We start from the raw sequence: 17,718 nt of genomic DNA, 5'->3' as shown, positions 1-17,718 counted from the left end.
ATACACGTCTTATCTTTCGATTTTACCATACTTCACCCGTGACTGAGAGTATTTAACCCATTTCCTTGTTAAAAGTTTCACGACATACTCCACCTAACCCCATGAATAACAATCATGAGGCGTTTAGCTTTACGTGGGTCGGAAAATGTTGCATGATTAGGTTGCATTTTAAACGAACGGTCTTCACCTCAAACAAACGTTCCAGTTGCTATTTTTTGAAATTTTGCTAATGTAGTGGTATTGTTACTTTTTGTTCGGCGACCCTGGTTGATTGCCAGCAAGGATAGGTATAGGAGGAAGCAATGTGTTAGAAGTCTATTTGTTCGTCAACCCGTTGGGGGCGCGCTGCATGCGTTCCGAACGCAATATCATGCGGTTGGCCGATCATCTTAATAGCAAGGTATCGTTCCAATTCGTGCCATTGCTCAATCAACAAATCGTTGGGCAATCCCTTTCGGGTCGGCCAACGTTAGCTGAAAGAAACGCCCGCTTCAATATTTACTACGAAGCCATCTTAGCTTATAAGGCAGCTCTCTTTCAGGGCAAGCGCAAGGGACGGAAATTCCTCTTAAATATGCAAAAGGCTGTGGTTGATGACCACGAACAATTCTCGCAAGAACTTGCATTATCCTTGGCGAAAGATTGTCGGTTAGATCTCGATATGTTCAAAGAAGATTGTCAGTCCGACTTGGCGAAACAAGCTTTCCAAACGGACCAAAAATTAGCCGCTGAAATGAAGATCGAACAATCTTCATCCGCCGTCATTTTCAACTGTGATGTTTCTGAATGTGGCCTCTTGTTAGACGATGTCACTTACGAATCACTGTGCGATGTCTGTGAAAGCCAAGGCGTTGCGACGAAGGAAATGTTAATGGCTGAACCTAATTACCCTAGTACAGAACAAGCGACTTCAACAATGCTGGGACTCAATCATCCGCACCTGCACGTTTTGTAAACTTTGTTGAATCGTTTTACGGCCGGCGCCTCCGTGTGCCGGCCTTTTTTCGCCTAAATTAACCAAGCCCCACCACGGGCCAAGCCAATATCAATCTGGCACGCAATATGGTATGATTGAGCCATCAATTTTTTGAGAACAAAAGGGGAAAACTTATGTCGACAGCCATTGTTACCGATACCGCTTCTTACCTAACGCCGAAACAGATTGAACAATTTCAGATCACGGTTCTGCCCATCACGGTGATTTTAGGCGACCAGCAATATCCCGAATCCAAGCTCAGCCTCCACACTTTCTACGATTACTTAAAATCCGAGCATGAACTCCCCACCACGGCACAAGTTTCCCTGGGGCAAATCGAGGAGGCCTACGACCGACTCGCTGCTGAGGGGTATGACGAAATCATTTCGATCCACCTTTCCAGCGGCATCACGTCGTTCATGAGCAATTTGCGCATGTTTTGTAAGACCTACACCAAGGCGAAGATCTATCCCGTCGACTCACTGGTCGCCAGTGCCGGTGAGGCCAACCTCTGCTTGCTGGCTGGTCAAATGGTGGCCAACGGCGATACCGCTGAGACCATTGTCCCTGAACTACTGGGCATGCGCGACACCATGCAGGTGTTCTTCGCCGTGGACAACTTGAGTCATCTGGCCCGGACTGGCCGGCTTACCAACCGTTCCGCAATGATCGGCAACCTGTTAAACATCAAGCCGCTATTGACCTTTAACGCCGAAGGTCAAATCATTGCAATTGGCAAGGAACGAACCATGAAAAGGGCCTTCCACTACATGGCTGACAAACTCAGCGCCACATTGACCGCTGTCGACTATCCCCTCTTAGTGACGGTAATCAACGCCAACAACGCTGAACTGGCCGACGAATGGGCCGCTGAACTTACCGAGACTTTCCCGGTCGTACGCGTGGTTCAGAGTCAGCTCGGACCCGCCATCAGTGTGCATACTGGTGAGAAAACCATGGGTCTCCTGTGGCAACGCGACTGGCAATCCTATTAATGATAAAACTAAAGACGTTCCTCAACAGCGATCGGTTTCGGTCGGTACTGAGGAACGTCTTTTTTAGTTGTCACGAATTATTTCTTTAACTCACGCGCTAATTTGCTGAATTCAGCCAACCGATCGTCAAACGTCGCAAAGGCCGTTTGCAGGTAATCCGGTTGCGCCATATCGACGCCAGCCTGACGCATGACATCCAGTGGTAAAGCCGAACTCCCCGCCTTCAGGTAGTTCAGATAAGCATCACGTTTAGCCACGTCACCGCTCAAGATTCGCTGTGCCAGCGTTGTTGCGGCCGCAAATCCCGTTGCGTACTGGTAAACGTAGTAATTGTAGTAGAAATGAGGAATTCGCGTCCACTCGTCCGCAATTTGTGGATCTGAGACCACGCCATCTCCATAGTAGTGCTGGTTCAACTTCCCATAAAACTCACTCATAAAGTCAGCGGTTAGGGATTGCCCCGCCGCGGCTTGTTGGTGAATATAGTCCTCAAACTCAGCAAATTGGGTCTGCCGGTAAACCGTCCCCTTGAAACCATCCAGATAATGGTTCAAGACATAAGCGCGGACTTGCGGATCAGTTTGCGTCTTCAACAAGTAATCCGTTAAGAGATTTTCGTTAGTCGTTGAAGCGATTTCTGCCACAAAAATCGAGTAGTCTCCGTACTGATACGGCTGATTCGTCCGCGTATAGTGGCTGTGCATGCTGTGACCCATCTCATGAACCAACGTGAACAGACTTTCCAAACTATCCTGCCAATTCAGCAGGATGTATGGTTTCGTATCGTACATCCCCCCGGAGTAAGCTCCAGTACGTTTCCCACGATTTTCCACCACGTCGATGGCCCGGTTATCAAACATCTTTTGCACGTTGGCCACGTAATCGGGGCCCAAGACAGCTAGCGCCTTAAGGGCTTCCTGCTGAGCTTCTTCGTACGTATAGCTCAGACTAGGTTCCCCGGTAATTGGTGTATAGAGGTCGTACATGTGCAGCTCGGGCAGCCCCAGAATTTCCTTCCGCAGATTCACGTACTTATGCAGAGAGTCCAGGTGGCCATTGACCGTTTTGACCAAGGTATCGTAAACCACCGCCGGAATGTCATTTCCACTCATGGCCGCCTCACGAGCACTCCCGTAGTGACGAACCTGAGCAGTGAAATTATGCGTTTTAACCTCACTAGCCAGTGTCGAGGCAAAGGTGTGCCGGAATTGTTGATAAACGCTATACAGTGCCTTAAAAGCCTGTTCACGGACCTTGGGCGTCGTTGACTGGAGCAAGACGCCATACAGGCCTTCGGAGAGCCGAACATCATTGCCCTGTTCATCCTGAACAATTGGAAAGACCAGGTCGGCATCGCTCAGTACACTGTAGGTCTTGGAAGAGGCATCAAAAATATCACTGGCGCCCGCCAACAGCTTTTCTTCAGCTACCGAAAGGGTGTGTTCCCGTTGCTTACCCAACACATCAAATAGGTGTTGGTACGCAGCTAATCGGGGTTCAGCATCAATCAGTTTTTGCAAAGCGTCTTGGGAAAGAGCTAGGACCTCCGGCTCAAACCAAGAGGTGGCCGCAGCGACCGTTGCCAGCAGGTTGCTAGCTTGACCAGAAAGATCTTGATAGGTGGCGTTGCTAGTATCCTGATCATTCTTTAAGGACGCGTAGACGTATAGCCGTTCCAATTGCCGGTTCAGGTCCAGAACCGCTGTCGTCACTCGGTATAAGTCAGCCCCACTCTCGGCCAATTGCCCCTTTAAAGCTGCAACCTGTTCTGACTGTTGCTTGATGGTTTGGATATCGGCTTTGAAGGCCGCGTCATCCGAGTAAATCGTCGTCAGGTCCCACGTTAACTCTGTTGGGACCTCCGTGCGTTGCGGAATTTGTTTCATCACTTCGTCCTCCTTTATCATTTACATACAGTTAGTTTACCACTTTGACCCCCGCCTTGACCCGTGGGCCGACCGCACTAGATACGCGGCTAGATCTGCCGTCCATTGTGGCTGGCCAACCACCTGCCACCCCTGGGAACGCCGCTCGAGCTTACCTAACCGCACCCAGTCCTGTAAGAGGGTCGTTTCGGCCCGTTGCAAGGCTGGGGCCACGTTGAACCGGACAGCCTGCAATTGACCACCAATCAGAATAAGCGCAGCGCGACTCAACCGGTGAACCTCTTGCTCGTCAAACTGTTTCGTCTGAAATAACCAAGCCGTCATGACCACCCGCCATAGCAAAAGCCCCTTGCCAAAACCAGGCGGCGTCACCGCCATTGTCGCCAGTTGCTCAGGAAATCCGGCCAGGTGGTGGCCAGACAAATAAACTGCCTCCTGAACATCCCGCAGACCAGCCGACTCACGTTGCAGGTCTGCCGTAAGTTGACGGCGAAACGCCAGCAAGTTGGGTCTAGGCGTCGCCAAATAAACCCCAGAGCGACTTTGCAGGTCGGTAACGTCTCGCAAGTAACTGGTTCCCCAACTGAATTGCCCCGTGGCTACCTGACAGAGATGGTGGTCCACCCGTAGCAAGCACGTCTCAACATCCCAAAATAACAGGCAAAGTCCCCAACCGGGTAACCAGCTCGCAAAGCGATCAAGTGTCCGCCAAGTCAATCGCTGCTTCGCATACCGTTTTCCTAAGAGCCACATTGGATACACGCCCAATTGCCGGTAACCCGCCGTCCGACTGGCCACCTCCGCTCGACTGATTGGACTACATTGGAATTCCAAAGCGATTGGTTGTTTTCGCACTAGCCAAACGTCAGCTCGTTGCTGAATCTTCGGTAAGATTCGTTCCAACTCCGGCTGCCCCCACGCCGCAAAGAATGTCATTAACTGGCGTTTGCCTTGAACGTGCTGTTGACTCTCAGCCTCATTTTGGAGTGGACATAGGGCCCCGGGTAAATGAGCAAAGTACGGCTGAACCCGCGACCCCCGTCGCAACCGTACCGGTAAGTGGCATCCCGGGCAGACGAACGGACGTCCCCGCTCCACGTTCTTAGCATCCACCAATTGGTCCTCCAACTCCGCAATCAACATTCCCGCCACCTCCTACTGTCTAACTACGCAGGATTCTGATGATTGAACGAAAAAAATTACGATTAAAAGATCTATTGGCTTGCAGTAATACTGCTAAATTCATGTACATTGGTCGCACTCCGGAGGTCAGGGATTCCGCCTGCTGTGGGGACGCTTCAGACTGGAAAAGCACCAGTCTTCCCGCTCGATTTGAAGCCACGAAGACCCCGTGTCTTCAAAGTCGCCCGTGCTGTAAGCTGGCTCACCAGCTAACACCACCTCCACAGCTGGCTACACCCTGGCCTCCTCCGGCTCTGATTGTCTTTTAACAGAATTGCTGCTGAAATTTTTGCTTCACCACCCTATTTGGACTCTTGAGATTCGGCTTTGTAGTCATTACCTCGCCAAAGATTATCATGTAAGCCATGCGACCGCCAAATATGGTTTCAAGCAGTCGATAACGTGAGAAAGCACACTGGCGGCCTATTTTATATGTCAATAACATTGTTGCGTCTAGAATCTTTTCACCCCTAGCTCGGCCACAGAAAAAGGAGCCAAGACATCTGTCTCAGCTCCAAACACTTCATTTCTATTCTACTGTTGTCTAACAATTGATACTATTTGAAGATAAATCGCCAATTTAGCCGCAGGTTGCCAGGGATGGTACCGCCCGTGTCGAAGTTATTGGCTGGCAGCCAATAACTTGGGTCGAGCTTGGAGACGAGGCACTTTCTCGGCTTCAAGTCGAGCCGAAAGCCCGCTCTTCGGCTGAAGGCGACCCCACGCGCGGTACCATCCCTGGCGGCCGGAGGCGGCCAAAAACCTATTTATCTTCAGGGAAGTGAGCAATCACCTGGTAGATAGGCCCTTTAGAAGAAAACTTTTGCTCATACTCCGTCTGAATATCTTCCACCCCATCGGTGGCAGCGTGTAAGTCCAACCAAACGCCGTCAAAGACCATGCCAAAGTTGTTCAAGCTACCCAGAGAGTATTCAAACAGGCCGCGGTTATCGGTCTTGAATTGGACACTACCCCCTGCTGGCAAGACGTCAGCGTAGTGCGCTAAGAAAACTGGTGAAGTCAATCGACGTTTAATGTGCCGTGTCTTAGGCCATGGATCAGAAAAGTTCAGGTAGAGCCCCGCCACTTCACCCTGAGCAAAGAATGTGTTAATGGCCTCACCGTCGGTATGCACCAATTGAATGTTGGTGAGTCCACTGGCCACAACCTTCTTTAGGGCCGCCGCAATCACGGACATTTGAATCTCAATCCCAATAAAGTTATTTTCTGGGTGCGCCTTGGCCATCTCCACGATGAATTGACCCTTTCCCGTTCCAATTTCTACGTACAAGGGTTGCTCTTTAGGAAAACGGCTCTGCCACTTACCCATCAGCGGTTCTGGTTCAACCACCATTTGATCGGTATGTTCGGCCATATAGTCTTTAGCCCACGGTTTATTACGTACACGCATAGTTTTTTCTCCTTTTAATCACAACAGCGGGCGCGAGGTCCTCCCCGCTCCCGCCGAAGTCTAATCAGTCACTGACTCACGAGTCAGTTTTTCAAGTAAAATTAAATGTTGATTCATAATTTGGAACCGTTGTTGATGATAACTCTCGGCAATCACCGTCAGGCAATGAACCCGGGCATACCAGTTGACGCGAGCCGTTAAGTCCGCCGTCAAGGTCTCGCCGTAATCCTGAAGCCAACGTTGCCATTCCTCGAGGGGAACGTATTCACACAACAAAGAACCTAGGTCATGGGCTGGATCAGCAAACGTCGCCGCGTCCCAGTCGACCAGGTATAACCGTTGCCGGTCCGACAACAGCCAATTTTTATGGTTTAAATCACCATGACTAACTTCGTATTGCGTCTTGGGCAGTTGTGGTTGCTCGTTTCGCAGGCTAGCAAACGCCGATTGAATCAGCGGATGCCGTCGCAGGTCCGCAGCAAGTGCGGGTTGTAAGCGAGTCAACAACTGGGCGGGCGTCGTTGATCGTCCGCCGACTTTTAATAACATATCATGGAGCAAGTGAGAATGATGCACGCGGTGTAAGAGTCGAGCGACCCGTTGCTCACGCATTTCACTGCGTCGTAACGTCCGACCGTTCAGCCACTCCTGAGCCGTCATCACATCCCCCGTCGCAAGCCGTTTTGTCCAGACGAGTCGGGGCGTGATTCCCTCCATGGAAAGTGCCGCAAGAAATGGTGACGCGTTTTGTTTCAAAAACACCTTTTGTGAGGCCTTGGTCCCCATATACGCTGTACCTGTGTTACCACCCAGCGGATATAAACTCCAACCGTCACTAATATCCAGTGCCATTCGTGCCACCCCTCCTCGATTTGTCAGCTACTCCTAATTCTATGGGGAAATCAGGGACACGTCAACCCCTATTTTTATCCGCCCGCGCCAAGCGTTGTGGTGTATAGAGTCGGGCTAAATACCAAACTTCGACGACTTCGACCAACAAGGCTAAGCCCGCCGTTTCCAATGATGGGTTGGCAATTGCCACGACGACCCACAGACACAGCGCTGCCACGCTGAGAATCAAGGTGACTAGCGTGACGAAACTCTTGAGTCGCAAGTCTGAGGCTACCGGATAGACGTGACTGAAGACAATGTCATCGTATTGGTGGAAGAACGGTAAGAGCTGAAACCCAATCAAGTAGATGAAGAGCGCTGCCAAGATAATCGGTAACCACTGTCCCCGCACGAAGTACAGCAACAGCATACCGATCACAGTCAGCCGAACCACTAATCCACTAAATTCAGTTCCCCGGACCATCCCCCGACTAAATAGGTACAGATACGTTTGCTTGTGTTGTGACTTGATGCGCGCAAACAACCAATCGAGGTACCGCCGCCGTTTGATGGTCCCGGACACCATGGGAACCTCCGTAAAGAGGTTAAAGAACCGATAGATGCCCAGCATCCGATTATCTTCTAGCTTAATTTGTTCTCGCCAACGAATCTGCTGGTTTTCCCAATGCTGATGAAACCACACGGCAACGGCAACGTCCAAGACTACTGCCAAAACAACTGCCGCGTAAGCCATAAACCACAGCCCACTTGCCAAAATAACAATAGCCAGTAACCATTTGATCCACCACTGGTTCATTCGGCGTTGCGCAGTCACTTGGTAAGCACTGGCCAGGTCAAGCCGTAGGAAAGCATCCTTCAAAATAATCTGGGCAACTGCCAGAACTAGGATTTGAGTGATTGTCCAATGCATCGACACACTCAGAAACGGTGACAAAATGAACAGCGTGATCACCTGCGTTGCCTGCGCTAAGCCTTGACTGTACCGCCGTGCGGAGACAAAGTACGCGTGCATCGCCCGTTCCTTTGGTAACAGGAAGACCCGGTCTGCATCCTCAATCAACGTCGCAAATCGACCGATCTGCACGACAATGACGAGAACTATCAGGGCAATGACCGGTGCCCACCACTGACCATATTTAAGTTGTTTTAAAACGTTGGAGTAACCGAGACCTAAGCCCCCTAGAAAGAAGAGCAAGGCAAAGACAAAGAAATCGTTGAACACCAGCCGCAAGTACTTCGCCATTTCCCGGAGATGACGTTGTAGCCGGGTCTGAAATAACCCCGTCATGCGCGATCAACCTTCGTCATGGAAAGATAAATATCATTCAGTGATTCCCCCGCTTCCGGAAGAGCGGCTTGGAGCTCACTGAGGGTGCCTTCGGTCTTGACCTGACCGTCATGAAGTAAGACAAACCGGTCACAGTACCGTTGAGCCGTATCCAACACGTGGGTCGACATCAAGATGCTGGCCCCAGTCTTCTTGCGTTGTTCAATCAGGTTCAACAGGTCATTCACGGCCAGCGGATCAAGCCCCAAGAAGGGTTCATCAATAATGTAGAGTTTGGCATTGGTCAGAAAAGCACAGACAATCATGACTTTTTGTTTCATCCCTTTAGAAAAGTTAGCTGGAAACCAATCTAGCTTATTATCCAGCCGGAAGGTCTTCAACAACTCATGCGCCGTTTCCCAAGCCACTTTTTGGTCCAAATCATAGGCCATCATGGTCATCTCTAAGTGTTCACGTAACGTTAATTCTTGGTATAACACGGGGGTTTCTGGAATGTAGGCAATCTGTTGCTTGTACGCCTGACTGTCCTGTTCAATGGTGACCCCGTTCAACGTAATTTTTCCTTTATGAGGCGTCAAAAGACCGATCACGTGATTAATGGTGGTCGATTTCCCCGCCCCGTTCAAGCCAATGAGGCCGACTAACTCTCCGTCGCGGACATCAAAACTAATATCTTTTAAGACGGGAATCTGTGAGTAGCCCCCCACAACATGGCTGACTTCAAGAGCCATTCAACATCCCTTCATTTCCTTTAATTTAACCAGGCTATTATACCATAGCTGACCCAGTGAACGAACGATTCTAGGTGAACTCCCCCGGGTTGGTGGTGTATAATGGGTGAAATCACTGCGAAAGAAGGAGTTTTCATGGATAAAATGACGCTAGAACCGCACTACGATGACGATTGTATTTTCTGCAAGATCTTAAAGGGGGACATCCCCAGCTACACCGTTTACGAGGACAACATCGTCAAGGCCTTTCTCGACATCTCACAAGGGACTCCCGGCCACACCCTGGTCATTCCCAAAACGCACGTGAAGGACATCTTCGCCTATGACGCCGACCTCGCAGCCGCCGTCTTCTCCCGGATTCCTAAGATTGCCCGGGCCGTTCAAGCCTCTGACCCAGCTATCACCGGGATGAACATCCTGAACAACAACGGCAAGGTGGCTTACCAATCCGTCTTCCACTCCCACATTCACCTGGTTCCCCGCTACACGGACCACGATGACTTCAAGATGATTTTCAAGGATAATTCCGACAACTACAGTCCAGCCGACTACGCTGCCATTCAAGATAAGATTAAAGTAAGTTTGGAGGACTAAACTATGGGAATTGGTCGTTTTCTAACCGGCGCCACTCTCGCTACCGGGGTTGGTTTAGCTGCTTACTTAACCTTAACGAAGCAAGATCCTCTGACTTGGGGCAAGGGCGTGCGCGCTCAGACTCAGCACACCGCCCAAAAGATTGACGACCTGCGCGGTGCCAAGAACCAGTTGACACACAACGTTGCCAAGCTTTCCCAAGCCGTCACCGACGCACAACCCACTCTAGATGAAATCCAAGCGGCTGTTGATAAGTTTGCGTTTAAAATCGCTCCTCGGGTTGCCGCCATTGAGGAGACCCTGGCCAAATGGGACGCTAAGTAATTCTGAACTTTTTGTAAAACTTTGTTGACCTTTTTCGGTTGACGTTAATTTGTGTTATGATGTCTGAGTATGGTGTTTACACCAATTTTGATGAATGGATGTGTTGAGCAATATGAAGAAATGGTTTATCGCCTTCGCCGGTCTGTTACTGACCGTAACGCTTGCCGGTTGTGGGAACAAAACCGTTGCCACTACTAATGGTGGTAAGATTACTGAAAGCCAGTACTACAGTAGTTTAAAGGGTACGTCTTCTGGTAAGCAAGTTCTGCAACAGATGATTTTGAACAAAGTCTTGGAAAAGCAATACGGTGACAAGGTCAAGAAGTCCGAAGTTACCAAGCAATTCAACAAGTACAAGGCGCAATACGGTTCATCATTTAGCAGTGTTCTTTCTCAAAGCGGTATGACGCAATCCGGTTTGAAGACGGAAATTCGTTCAAACTTACTTTTGAAGGAAGCTGTTAAGGATAACGTCACGATTTCTGATGCCCAACTCAAGAAGCAATTCAAGAGCTACGAACCAGAAGTCACGGTTGCCCACATCTTAGTTTCCAAGAAGTCTACCGCTGATTCAATCATCAAAGACTTAAAGGGTACTAAGAAGAGCGACTTGACTAGCGAATTCACGAAGTTAGCTAAGAAGGATTCTACTGATACTGCTACCAAGAACAAAGGTGGTAAGTTGAGTGCCTTCGATAGCACTGACACTTCACTGGACGCAACCTTCAAGAAGGCTGCCTTCAAGCTTCAAACTAACGAATACACCACGACGCCTGTTAAGACGCAATATGGTTACCACGTTATCTTGATGCTGAAGAACCCTGGTAAGGGTACCGTCAACCAACACAAGGCAGAACTTAAGTCACAAATCATTGATAGCGATATGAATGACAGTACTGTTCTGCACAACGTGGTTGCTAAGGTCTTGAAGAAGGGTAATGTTTCTATCAAGGATAATGACTTGAAGAACATCTTGTCTGACTACTTGGCATCATCATCAAGTTCTAAGACTTCCGCTTCATCTTCATCCAAGTAATTTCGATTAAACTTGAAGGTTCCAACCAAATTGGTTGGAACCTTCTTTTTTTACCTTGAGACTGGTTTAATGCGATAGTGCTGAGCTTGGTCACCTCCGGGCGTCAGGGCGGGACCTCTGCTTACATTGGATCATTGAACTATAATAGCCTCCTAAGTGGCAACTAGCTTAACCGATCACATTGACTGCATGGTTCCAGGTACCAGTCAAGAAGATTAATCCCAACCTCAACTCTTCACTCCCCACTTCACAGTGCAAACAAAAACGGTTCTATGATATTTGGTATTGATGGAGAAATCCATCGACACCATTTTTGCATTAAAAAGAAGCCCAATTCGAAAATGAATTGAACCTCACAAATTCCCCTCATCAACACCCGTTGACAAAGAGCCTCTTTTAATTAATCTGATTAATAATTAGGTGTTTTATGCCGTTAACCTATGACCCATCGCTTGACTGAACACCTTACCGAAGTAAAGATTTGCTGAATTTCAATCATTTAAGACTAACTGGCACTGCTCGTAACTTACGATTGCTCATTACTAATGCCATTCTTTTAATTTGAAATTGAGAATCCAAACAATTAACGCCAAAAGCAATATCAATGGGATCAAAGATCCTAGCGCCTGTGCCGTTAAAAGAATCAAAATAGACACAACAAATGAGATTATCACACACCAATTAGCTATTTTCTTAGATACTTGAAAGCCTAACCACAAGTTAATTAATATAAGCGCCATCAATACGACTTCTAACCACAGGAGTATATCAAACCAAATATATGACCGATCAACTGCTTGAACCGTATATAATTCTGCGTCTGCGTTTATATAGTACCATAGGCCTAAATAAATGGTTATTATTGAGGCTGATATTTTTAATACCATCGTGACCGCTTTCTTCATCATACACCCACTCTTCTATATTAATAACTTCTATCTTATCTTATAGATATAGGATGGCCTAAACGATTCCTTGAAGTTTTTGACTAATTTAGGGCGTCTTTGAAGGCACGTGGTCTTCGGGGCTTCAAATCGAGCGAGAAGCCCGCCTTTTGGCTGAAGCGTCCCCCACACAGTAAGCCCCACCCCTGGTCACCGGAACGTGACTATTCATGAACAAGCCTAAGGTTGCTGTGGCTCATCAGGTGACTTAGGGCTGTCAGTGGTCGGCCGATAGAACCGACGCCCGTCCATAGCGAAGACCCGTTCCGAGAATTCTCCCGGCTGAGTGTGTTCCACAACCGTGTCCAACATCATGATGGACGCATCAAGCTCATCCAACTGGTGTAAGACGTCCGCTTCACGCAACTCTGGACGAACCGGAGACCCATATTCCAACAGGCCGTGGTGACTGAGAATCATGTGCCGTAGCAACAGAACATCTTCAGCCTGAGGATCTAATTTAAGTGTGTCGCACGCCCGGACCAATTCCCCATCGATCAACACAATGTGCCCAATTAAATTTCCAGCCAGCGTATAGGTCGTGGACTTGGGCCCCGACAGTTCGATTGTCTTGCCTAAGTCGTGAAGAATCGCACCGGCGAATAACAGTGGTGCATTTAGGTCAGGATATTGGGCCGTCACTGAATGGGCCAACTTCAAAATAGAAATCGTATGGAAAGCTAATCCACCTTGAAAGGCGTGGTGGTTACTCTTGGCCGCCGGATACGTGTAGAACTGATCAGCGTACTCACTGACCAGCTTCCGGACGATTCGGTTCCACGTTGGCTGCGTGATTTCAAAAATCGTTTGTGTGATGTAATCTTCCATTTCAGCCCGACTCATTGGTGCCTGTTCAATGAAGGCGTTGGGATCACTCGGTTCACCTGGATTGGTTAAGCGTAAGTGAAAAATCTTGATTTGTGGATGCGTTTGATAATTTTCCCGTTTTCCTTGTAGGTGAACGACGCGGCCCGCGACATAATTTGTAATGTCTTCGGGCGAAGCATCCCAGTATTTACCAGAAATCTCACCGGATTGGTCCTCAAACACCAGTGCAATGTATTGTTTACCGTTCTTGGCCGTCCGCACGTCCGCCGCTTTCAAAAGTACAAAGACATCGACCGCTTCATCGACGCCATAATCCATTAATTTTTTTGTTGCCGCCATGAAAGTCCCTCCTATTCCGTCAACCGTAAAACCTTACCCGTGGTGTGCGTGGTCACACTTTCATCAGCCGTCAGGAGAATGACCTGCACGTCCATCGCGATGGTCGCCAACAAGCGATAGGCAGCCTGTCGGCGGGCCTCGTCAAAGTTCACAAAACCATCGTCGATAATCAGGGGCATCTGGACCTGTCGATTCATCACGACCGCAAAACCTAGGGTCACGGCAAGGTCTAGCTGTTCGGCCGTCCCTCGTGAAAGTTGCCCCACGTTGCGCCATTCACCAGTCGCACGCTGAACTCGTAAGGTGGTTGGTGTCAGTTCAATTTTAGTATACCGGTTTTCAGTTAATTTACCATAAAATTCACTAGCTTGCGCCACGATTTGTGGTAAGCGGTCACCGGAAGCCGCCGCCAACGCTGCCGAAATCCACTGACTCACCAATCGTTCCGTCAGCCAGGTAGCCGCCGTCTGGGTCATTTGTGTTTCCAAATCGGCAAGCTTCTGCCGCAACGTGGCTTGTGTTCCACTGGCCGTCAGGTGCGTCAACTGCCCCTGTAACGTTGCCAAGTGACTAGTCGTCTGGTCCAAGGTCGCCTGTGTAGTAGCTTGATTCTGTTGAGCCGTGGTCACTTGTTGCTGCAACGCTGCTCGACTGATCTGTTGCTTCAAAGCCGTCAAGTTGTCGGCCCCAATCTGAGTGACCAGTGTGTGTCGCTGTTGCTGGCGTTCCGTTTGCGTTCGGTCTGCTTGATACTGTTGATAGAAAGCCGCTACATCGGTTAAGTTCCGTGTCCGTAAAAATGCCTGTAGTTCTCGTTTTCCCCGCTCGACCGCCGCTTGGTCTGCTTGTAGCCGGGACGCTAAGGCTGCCACATCAGTTTCTTGATGGCTTAGTGCTTGCCGCGTAGCTTGCAACTGTGTCAGCTGAGATGCCACTGCTGCTAGGTCTTGGTCTGTTAAATCAGGCAGAATGGTCGTTGCCTCCTGTAAGAACTGCCGAACCGTTGCTTGTTGCGTCGCAGCTTGCTCGGCCGTTGTTTCCAGCAAACGCGTCAATCGCTCCCACTCGGCAATGGCAGACTGGGCCGCCGACCATTGTTCCAACGGAATCTGACTCATTCCGTGAGCATCACCAATCGTATCTAACTGAGTTGTCAACGCATCAACGGCCTGCCCACCTTCACGCAGCTGGGCCTGCAGATCACGAATATCTTCGGTCAGTTCATCCAATTGACGACTAGCTGGCGTGCTACTGTCAACCAAAAAAACACCATAATAGCCAACTGCAACACCCAGCAAGGCGCCAGCGAGCTTGAGAAATGTATTGGGGAGGAACATGGCGCCCACAAGGACGACCAGACCAGCTGCCAGCCATCCGACCTGCTTATCCGCTAATGGGTTATTGTGCTGCTGACGCGTCGGCTGAACCTGTCGAAATTGTTCGTTGCGCTGATTAAGTTGTTGCTGTAAACGGCGCCGTTTCTGATTCGCTGTGGTTAGCTCCCCCGCTAATTGCCGCACCTGCTGAGTAATCGCCAGTGAAAATGGTCGCGGCATTTGCCCGTTCACTGCATATTGTTGCTCCAAAATACCGGCACGTTGTTCCAAATCCCGCTGCGATGTGCCTAACCGTTGTGCCTCCTGTTGACTACCCTGAACTTGCGGTAGCCGTTGCGTAAGCGCATCGACTTTATCGGCGATGGGTAAATACTGATCAAACAGTGGTGGCAGTTGCTGATCACGTTGTAACTCCGCAAACCGTTGTTGATCATCCGCTAACGTCTGCTCACTGGCGGTCGCTGCACTTCGCAACTGCTCTAAGCGAGTTGCGTCGGTAGCAGTGAATCCATGGGAGACAGCTTCCGCAGCCGGAGCCAACGCCACCCATTGCTGATAGGTTGGCCACTGAGCTAACAGTTGGGTCAGCCTAGTCGTTGCCTGTCGTTGTTGTGTTAGCGTTGTCTGAAGAACTTGCTGTTGACGCTCACCGTCGACTTGTTGCTGACGCAGCTGCCAATACGTTTGGTAGGCCCCGTTGGCCTTCTCCAGCTTAGCCGATAATTCCTGATGTTCTCGCAATTGCTGATTTAATAAGGGATTACGCCCCTGAGGTTTATACCGGTCATCAGCGGCTTGGTCCAGGCGCTGCGCTTGCTGTAACCAGTACTCACTACCAACGGCGCCGACGTGCCGGAGCCGGTCGACCAGTTCCTGCTTGGAAGCTGTAAAGACTGTCCCCAACCGAGGCTCGTTAATCGCATAGACCCGGGTAAAGAGCTGACCATCGACTGGTGCCAGTAATTTGGTGAGTAGCTCCGCCGGTAAATCTAGATTCGTGGTGTCATCATGGAGCGTCACCGTTCCCCCTTTGGGACCGTCCGTCCGCGTCACGGTATAGGTCGTGTCGTCCTGTTGGAATGTAATTGCCCCACCAAATCGGCTGCCGTCCAGCGGTTCGTAGCGTAATTCAGGATGTTTTTTCGTGGGAAAACCAAAGAAAATGGCTGTGATGAACTGCGTCAACGTCGACTTGCCCGCTTCGTTAGGACCCACTAGGAAGTTCAGACCAGGTGATAGATCAAAAGTTCGATCGTGAAAGTGACCAAAACCATAAATCGTTAACCGCTTAAGATTCATCCTGACCCTCCTCTCCCATTAATTGCGCTAACCGGCGACGTGCGGCCGTTTCCAAACTAGCTGCCGTCTCAGGCCGGTCAAACCACGCCGCCAACGCCGGTTCCTGTGCTAGTTTACCGAATAATTCCTGTCGATTGGCCGCGGTAAACACCGTCTTGGCCCCCAACTCCCAATAACTCTGATCCAGGTTGGGCGCTGGAACTACCGTGGTACTTTCATCTAAACTAAACCGAACAATGTAACGCTGGGCCGCCTTCAGTTGGCGTTGGTGCGTCCGTTGAAAGAGCTGTAACCAGTCACCGGTTGCTAATCGTTGCTGCTCAGCTACCGAAAATGGTGAGCTGGTTGTCAACGTTATTGCAGTGAGCGTGGTCTGATCCGCTGGGTGCGCAGCTAACCAGTTCAGCAGCTCTTCGTTGAGTGCTGCCAGATCAGTTCCATCCAGAGCGAGCTCGGCCGTTTCCCAGATTACAGTTGCAGTTGGGAAAAATTCCGGCACTAAGTGGCCATCCTGACTGTGAACCAGGTAAGCCCCCTTCATGCCAGTCTCCGTCACAGCTCGACCCTGGGTGTTGCCCGCGTATAAGATTGGTGGCTGTTCATTTAAGCTTTGACGATGATGAATGTGGCCCAAGGCCCAGTAGTCGTAACGTTTGCGCAACAGTTCATCCACTGCGAATGGCGCGTAATGGTCCTGACTACCCGTAGCCACGGCCCCGTGCAACATCCCCACGTGCCAGTCCGTTGCGGCGTGCACGGGATACGCTGCTAACGGATCATCTGAAACCCAACGTTGGGGGTAGCTGAAACCACTCACGGCCACTGTTTCACCAGAAGCCAGTTGTAACGTAGTGGTCGTGACGCGTTCACCTAAAACCGTCACGTTGTTCGGATAAGTCACTGCTTGTTCCGTTAAGTAATCATGATTACCAAAGCTCACGATCACGGGAATTTGCGCGTCATCCAAGCGAGAAAATTGCGTGAATAGGAATGCTTGCGCGGCCACACTCTGCTCAGCCCGATCGAATAAATCACCCGCCAAGAGGACAAAGTCGACGTGCTCACTGAGGGCACGGTCAAATACCTTGGTGGCCGCCGTAAAGGTAGATTCTCGTACGGTCGTTGCCAATGAGGCTGGCAGCCCCGTAAGGCCGAGAAACGGGCTGTCTAAATGTAAATCTGCAGCGTGAATAAATTTCATCAAGTGAGCACTCCTTTCATTTTTTAGCGATTTAAATTGAAAAATCGCCGGCACGGACCTCCCAAGAATGAGGGGTTGTACCGACGATCAACAGACGTTTTAGCCCTGGTAGATGCTTTCGATGGGTTTCGTAATCGTCTGATTCAAGTTGGATAACAGGGTGTTAACATCCCGTTCCTTTTCCATCAAAGTCTTGATGGAATCGATTTTAGAAACCTTGTCAGCAACTTCGCGGGCATGGCTCATCTCGTCGTTGGTCAACTCTTGACCAGCCATTTGCTTTTGTTGCAAGTCCATTTGGATTTTTTGGAAGTCTTTAAACAGCTGGTACGTGTCGGCGTCAGCCTTCATGTCGTTGTATGCCGTTTCTAAACCCGTGAATTCTTCTGATTCTTGAAGTGCTTGGGCTAATTGTGCACCCAAGTCTTCCATCTTTTCAGCCATTGGTGTTTCCTCCTTGTTGGGCCTACGCCCAGTTGAATTGCCATTTATTAT

16 protein-coding genes are annotated in these 17,718 nt (G+C 49.7%); 5 read left to right on the top strand and 11 right to left on the bottom strand.

What is annotated here, in order from left to right; translation table 11 throughout:
• Positions 1-304: 304 nt before the first annotated feature.
• Both EKM75_RS07660 and EKM75_RS07655 read left to right on the top strand, forming a co-directional pair.
• Positions 305-955, top strand: a complete 651-nt coding sequence (locus EKM75_RS07660) for a DsbA family protein (protein WP_125693453.1) — start codon at positions 305-307, stop codon at positions 953-955.
• Positions 956-1,110: 155 nt separating this feature from the next.
• Positions 1,111-1,971: a DegV family protein gene (locus tag EKM75_RS07655; RefSeq protein ID WP_125693451.1), complete on the top strand. Its 861-nt coding sequence runs from the start codon at positions 1,111-1,113 to the stop codon at positions 1,969-1,971.
• A gap of 77 nt (positions 1,972-2,048) precedes the next feature.
• Here the strand turns inward: EKM75_RS07655 and pepF are convergent, their stop codons facing one another.
• The 6 genes from pepF to EKM75_RS07625 form a co-directional block, all read right to left on the bottom strand.
• Entirely contained in the window at positions 2,049-3,857 is a 1,809-nt protein-coding gene (gene pepF, locus EKM75_RS07650) for an oligoendopeptidase F (RefSeq protein ID WP_125693449.1), read from the bottom strand.
• 36 nt (positions 3,858-3,893) lie between these two features.
• On the bottom strand, positions 3,894-5,000 hold the full coding sequence (locus EKM75_RS07645) for a competence protein CoiA (protein ID WP_125693447.1): 1,107 nt from the start codon (positions 4,998-5,000) through the stop codon (positions 3,894-3,896).
• An 802-nt stretch (positions 5,001-5,802) separates the two neighbouring features.
• On the bottom strand, positions 5,803-6,450 hold the full coding sequence (trmB, locus tag EKM75_RS07640) for a tRNA (guanosine(46)-N7)-methyltransferase TrmB (RefSeq protein WP_125693445.1): 648 nt from the start codon (positions 6,448-6,450) through the stop codon (positions 5,803-5,805).
• 60 nt (positions 6,451-6,510) lie between these two features.
• Entirely contained in the window at positions 6,511-7,302 is a 792-nt protein-coding gene (locus tag EKM75_RS07635; RefSeq protein WP_125683883.1) for a phosphotransferase family protein, read from the bottom strand.
• Between the two features lie 61 nt (positions 7,303-7,363).
• A complete protein-coding gene (locus tag EKM75_RS07630) occupies positions 7,364-8,590 on the bottom strand; it encodes an ABC transporter permease (protein ID WP_125693443.1) in 1,227 nt (408 codons plus the stop codon).
• Positions 8,587-9,321, bottom strand: coding sequence for an ABC transporter ATP-binding protein (locus tag EKM75_RS07625; RefSeq protein ID WP_125693441.1), 735 nt, complete (start codon positions 9,319-9,321; stop codon positions 8,587-8,589). The genes EKM75_RS07630 and EKM75_RS07625 overlap by 4 nt, the downstream gene beginning before the upstream one ends.
• Before the next feature lie 135 nt (positions 9,322-9,456).
• Between EKM75_RS07625 and EKM75_RS07620 the strand changes: the two genes are divergently transcribed.
• From EKM75_RS07620 to EKM75_RS07610, 3 genes are all read left to right on the top strand, one after another.
• Positions 9,457-9,915, top strand: coding sequence for an HIT family protein (locus tag EKM75_RS07620; RefSeq protein ID WP_382338515.1), 459 nt, complete (start codon positions 9,457-9,459; stop codon positions 9,913-9,915).
• 3 nt (positions 9,916-9,918) lie between these two features.
• Positions 9,919-10,239 (top strand): hypothetical protein, encoded by a 321-nt coding sequence (locus EKM75_RS07615; RefSeq protein WP_125693439.1) that lies wholly within the window; start codon positions 9,919-9,921, stop codon positions 10,237-10,239.
• A 112-nt stretch (positions 10,240-10,351) separates the two neighbouring features.
• Positions 10,352-11,275, top strand: a complete 924-nt coding sequence (locus tag EKM75_RS07610; protein ID WP_125693437.1) for a peptidylprolyl isomerase PrsA — start codon at positions 10,352-10,354, stop codon at positions 11,273-11,275.
• A gap of 542 nt (positions 11,276-11,817) precedes the next feature.
• On the opposite strand, the gene EKM75_RS07605 is transcribed toward EKM75_RS07610, so the two are convergent.
• From EKM75_RS07605 to EKM75_RS07585, 5 genes are all read right to left on the bottom strand, one after another.
• Positions 11,818-12,183, bottom strand: coding sequence for a hypothetical protein (locus tag EKM75_RS07605; protein WP_125693436.1), 366 nt, complete (start codon positions 12,181-12,183; stop codon positions 11,818-11,820).
• Between the two features lie 216 nt (positions 12,184-12,399).
• Positions 12,400-13,386 carry a 3'-5' exoribonuclease YhaM family protein gene (locus EKM75_RS07600; RefSeq protein WP_125693434.1) on the bottom strand — a complete coding sequence of 329 codons (987 nt, stop codon included), beginning with the start codon at positions 13,384-13,386 and terminating at the stop codon, positions 12,400-12,402.
• A gap of 11 nt (positions 13,387-13,397) precedes the next feature.
• Positions 13,398-16,022 carry an ATP-binding protein gene (locus EKM75_RS07595; RefSeq protein WP_125693432.1) on the bottom strand — a complete coding sequence of 875 codons (2,625 nt, stop codon included), beginning with the start codon at positions 16,020-16,022 and terminating at the stop codon, positions 13,398-13,400.
• Positions 16,012-17,223 carry a metallophosphoesterase family protein gene (locus EKM75_RS07590; RefSeq protein WP_125693430.1) on the bottom strand — a complete coding sequence of 404 codons (1,212 nt, stop codon included), beginning with the start codon at positions 17,221-17,223 and terminating at the stop codon, positions 16,012-16,014. Before EKM75_RS07590 ends, EKM75_RS07595 begins: the two co-directional genes overlap by 11 nt.
• A 99-nt stretch (positions 17,224-17,322) precedes the next feature.
• Entirely contained in the window at positions 17,323-17,667 is a 345-nt protein-coding gene (locus tag EKM75_RS07585) for a YlbF family regulator (protein ID WP_125693428.1), read from the bottom strand.
• Positions 17,668-17,718: the final 51 nt, after the last annotated feature.

The sequence above is a fragment of the Levilactobacillus tongjiangensis genome (assembly GCF_003946345.1).
Taxonomy (GTDB): Bacteria; Bacillota; Bacilli; order Lactobacillales; family Lactobacillaceae; genus Levilactobacillus; species Levilactobacillus tongjiangensis.
This window is presented reverse-complemented; position numbering and strand designations above follow the sequence as displayed.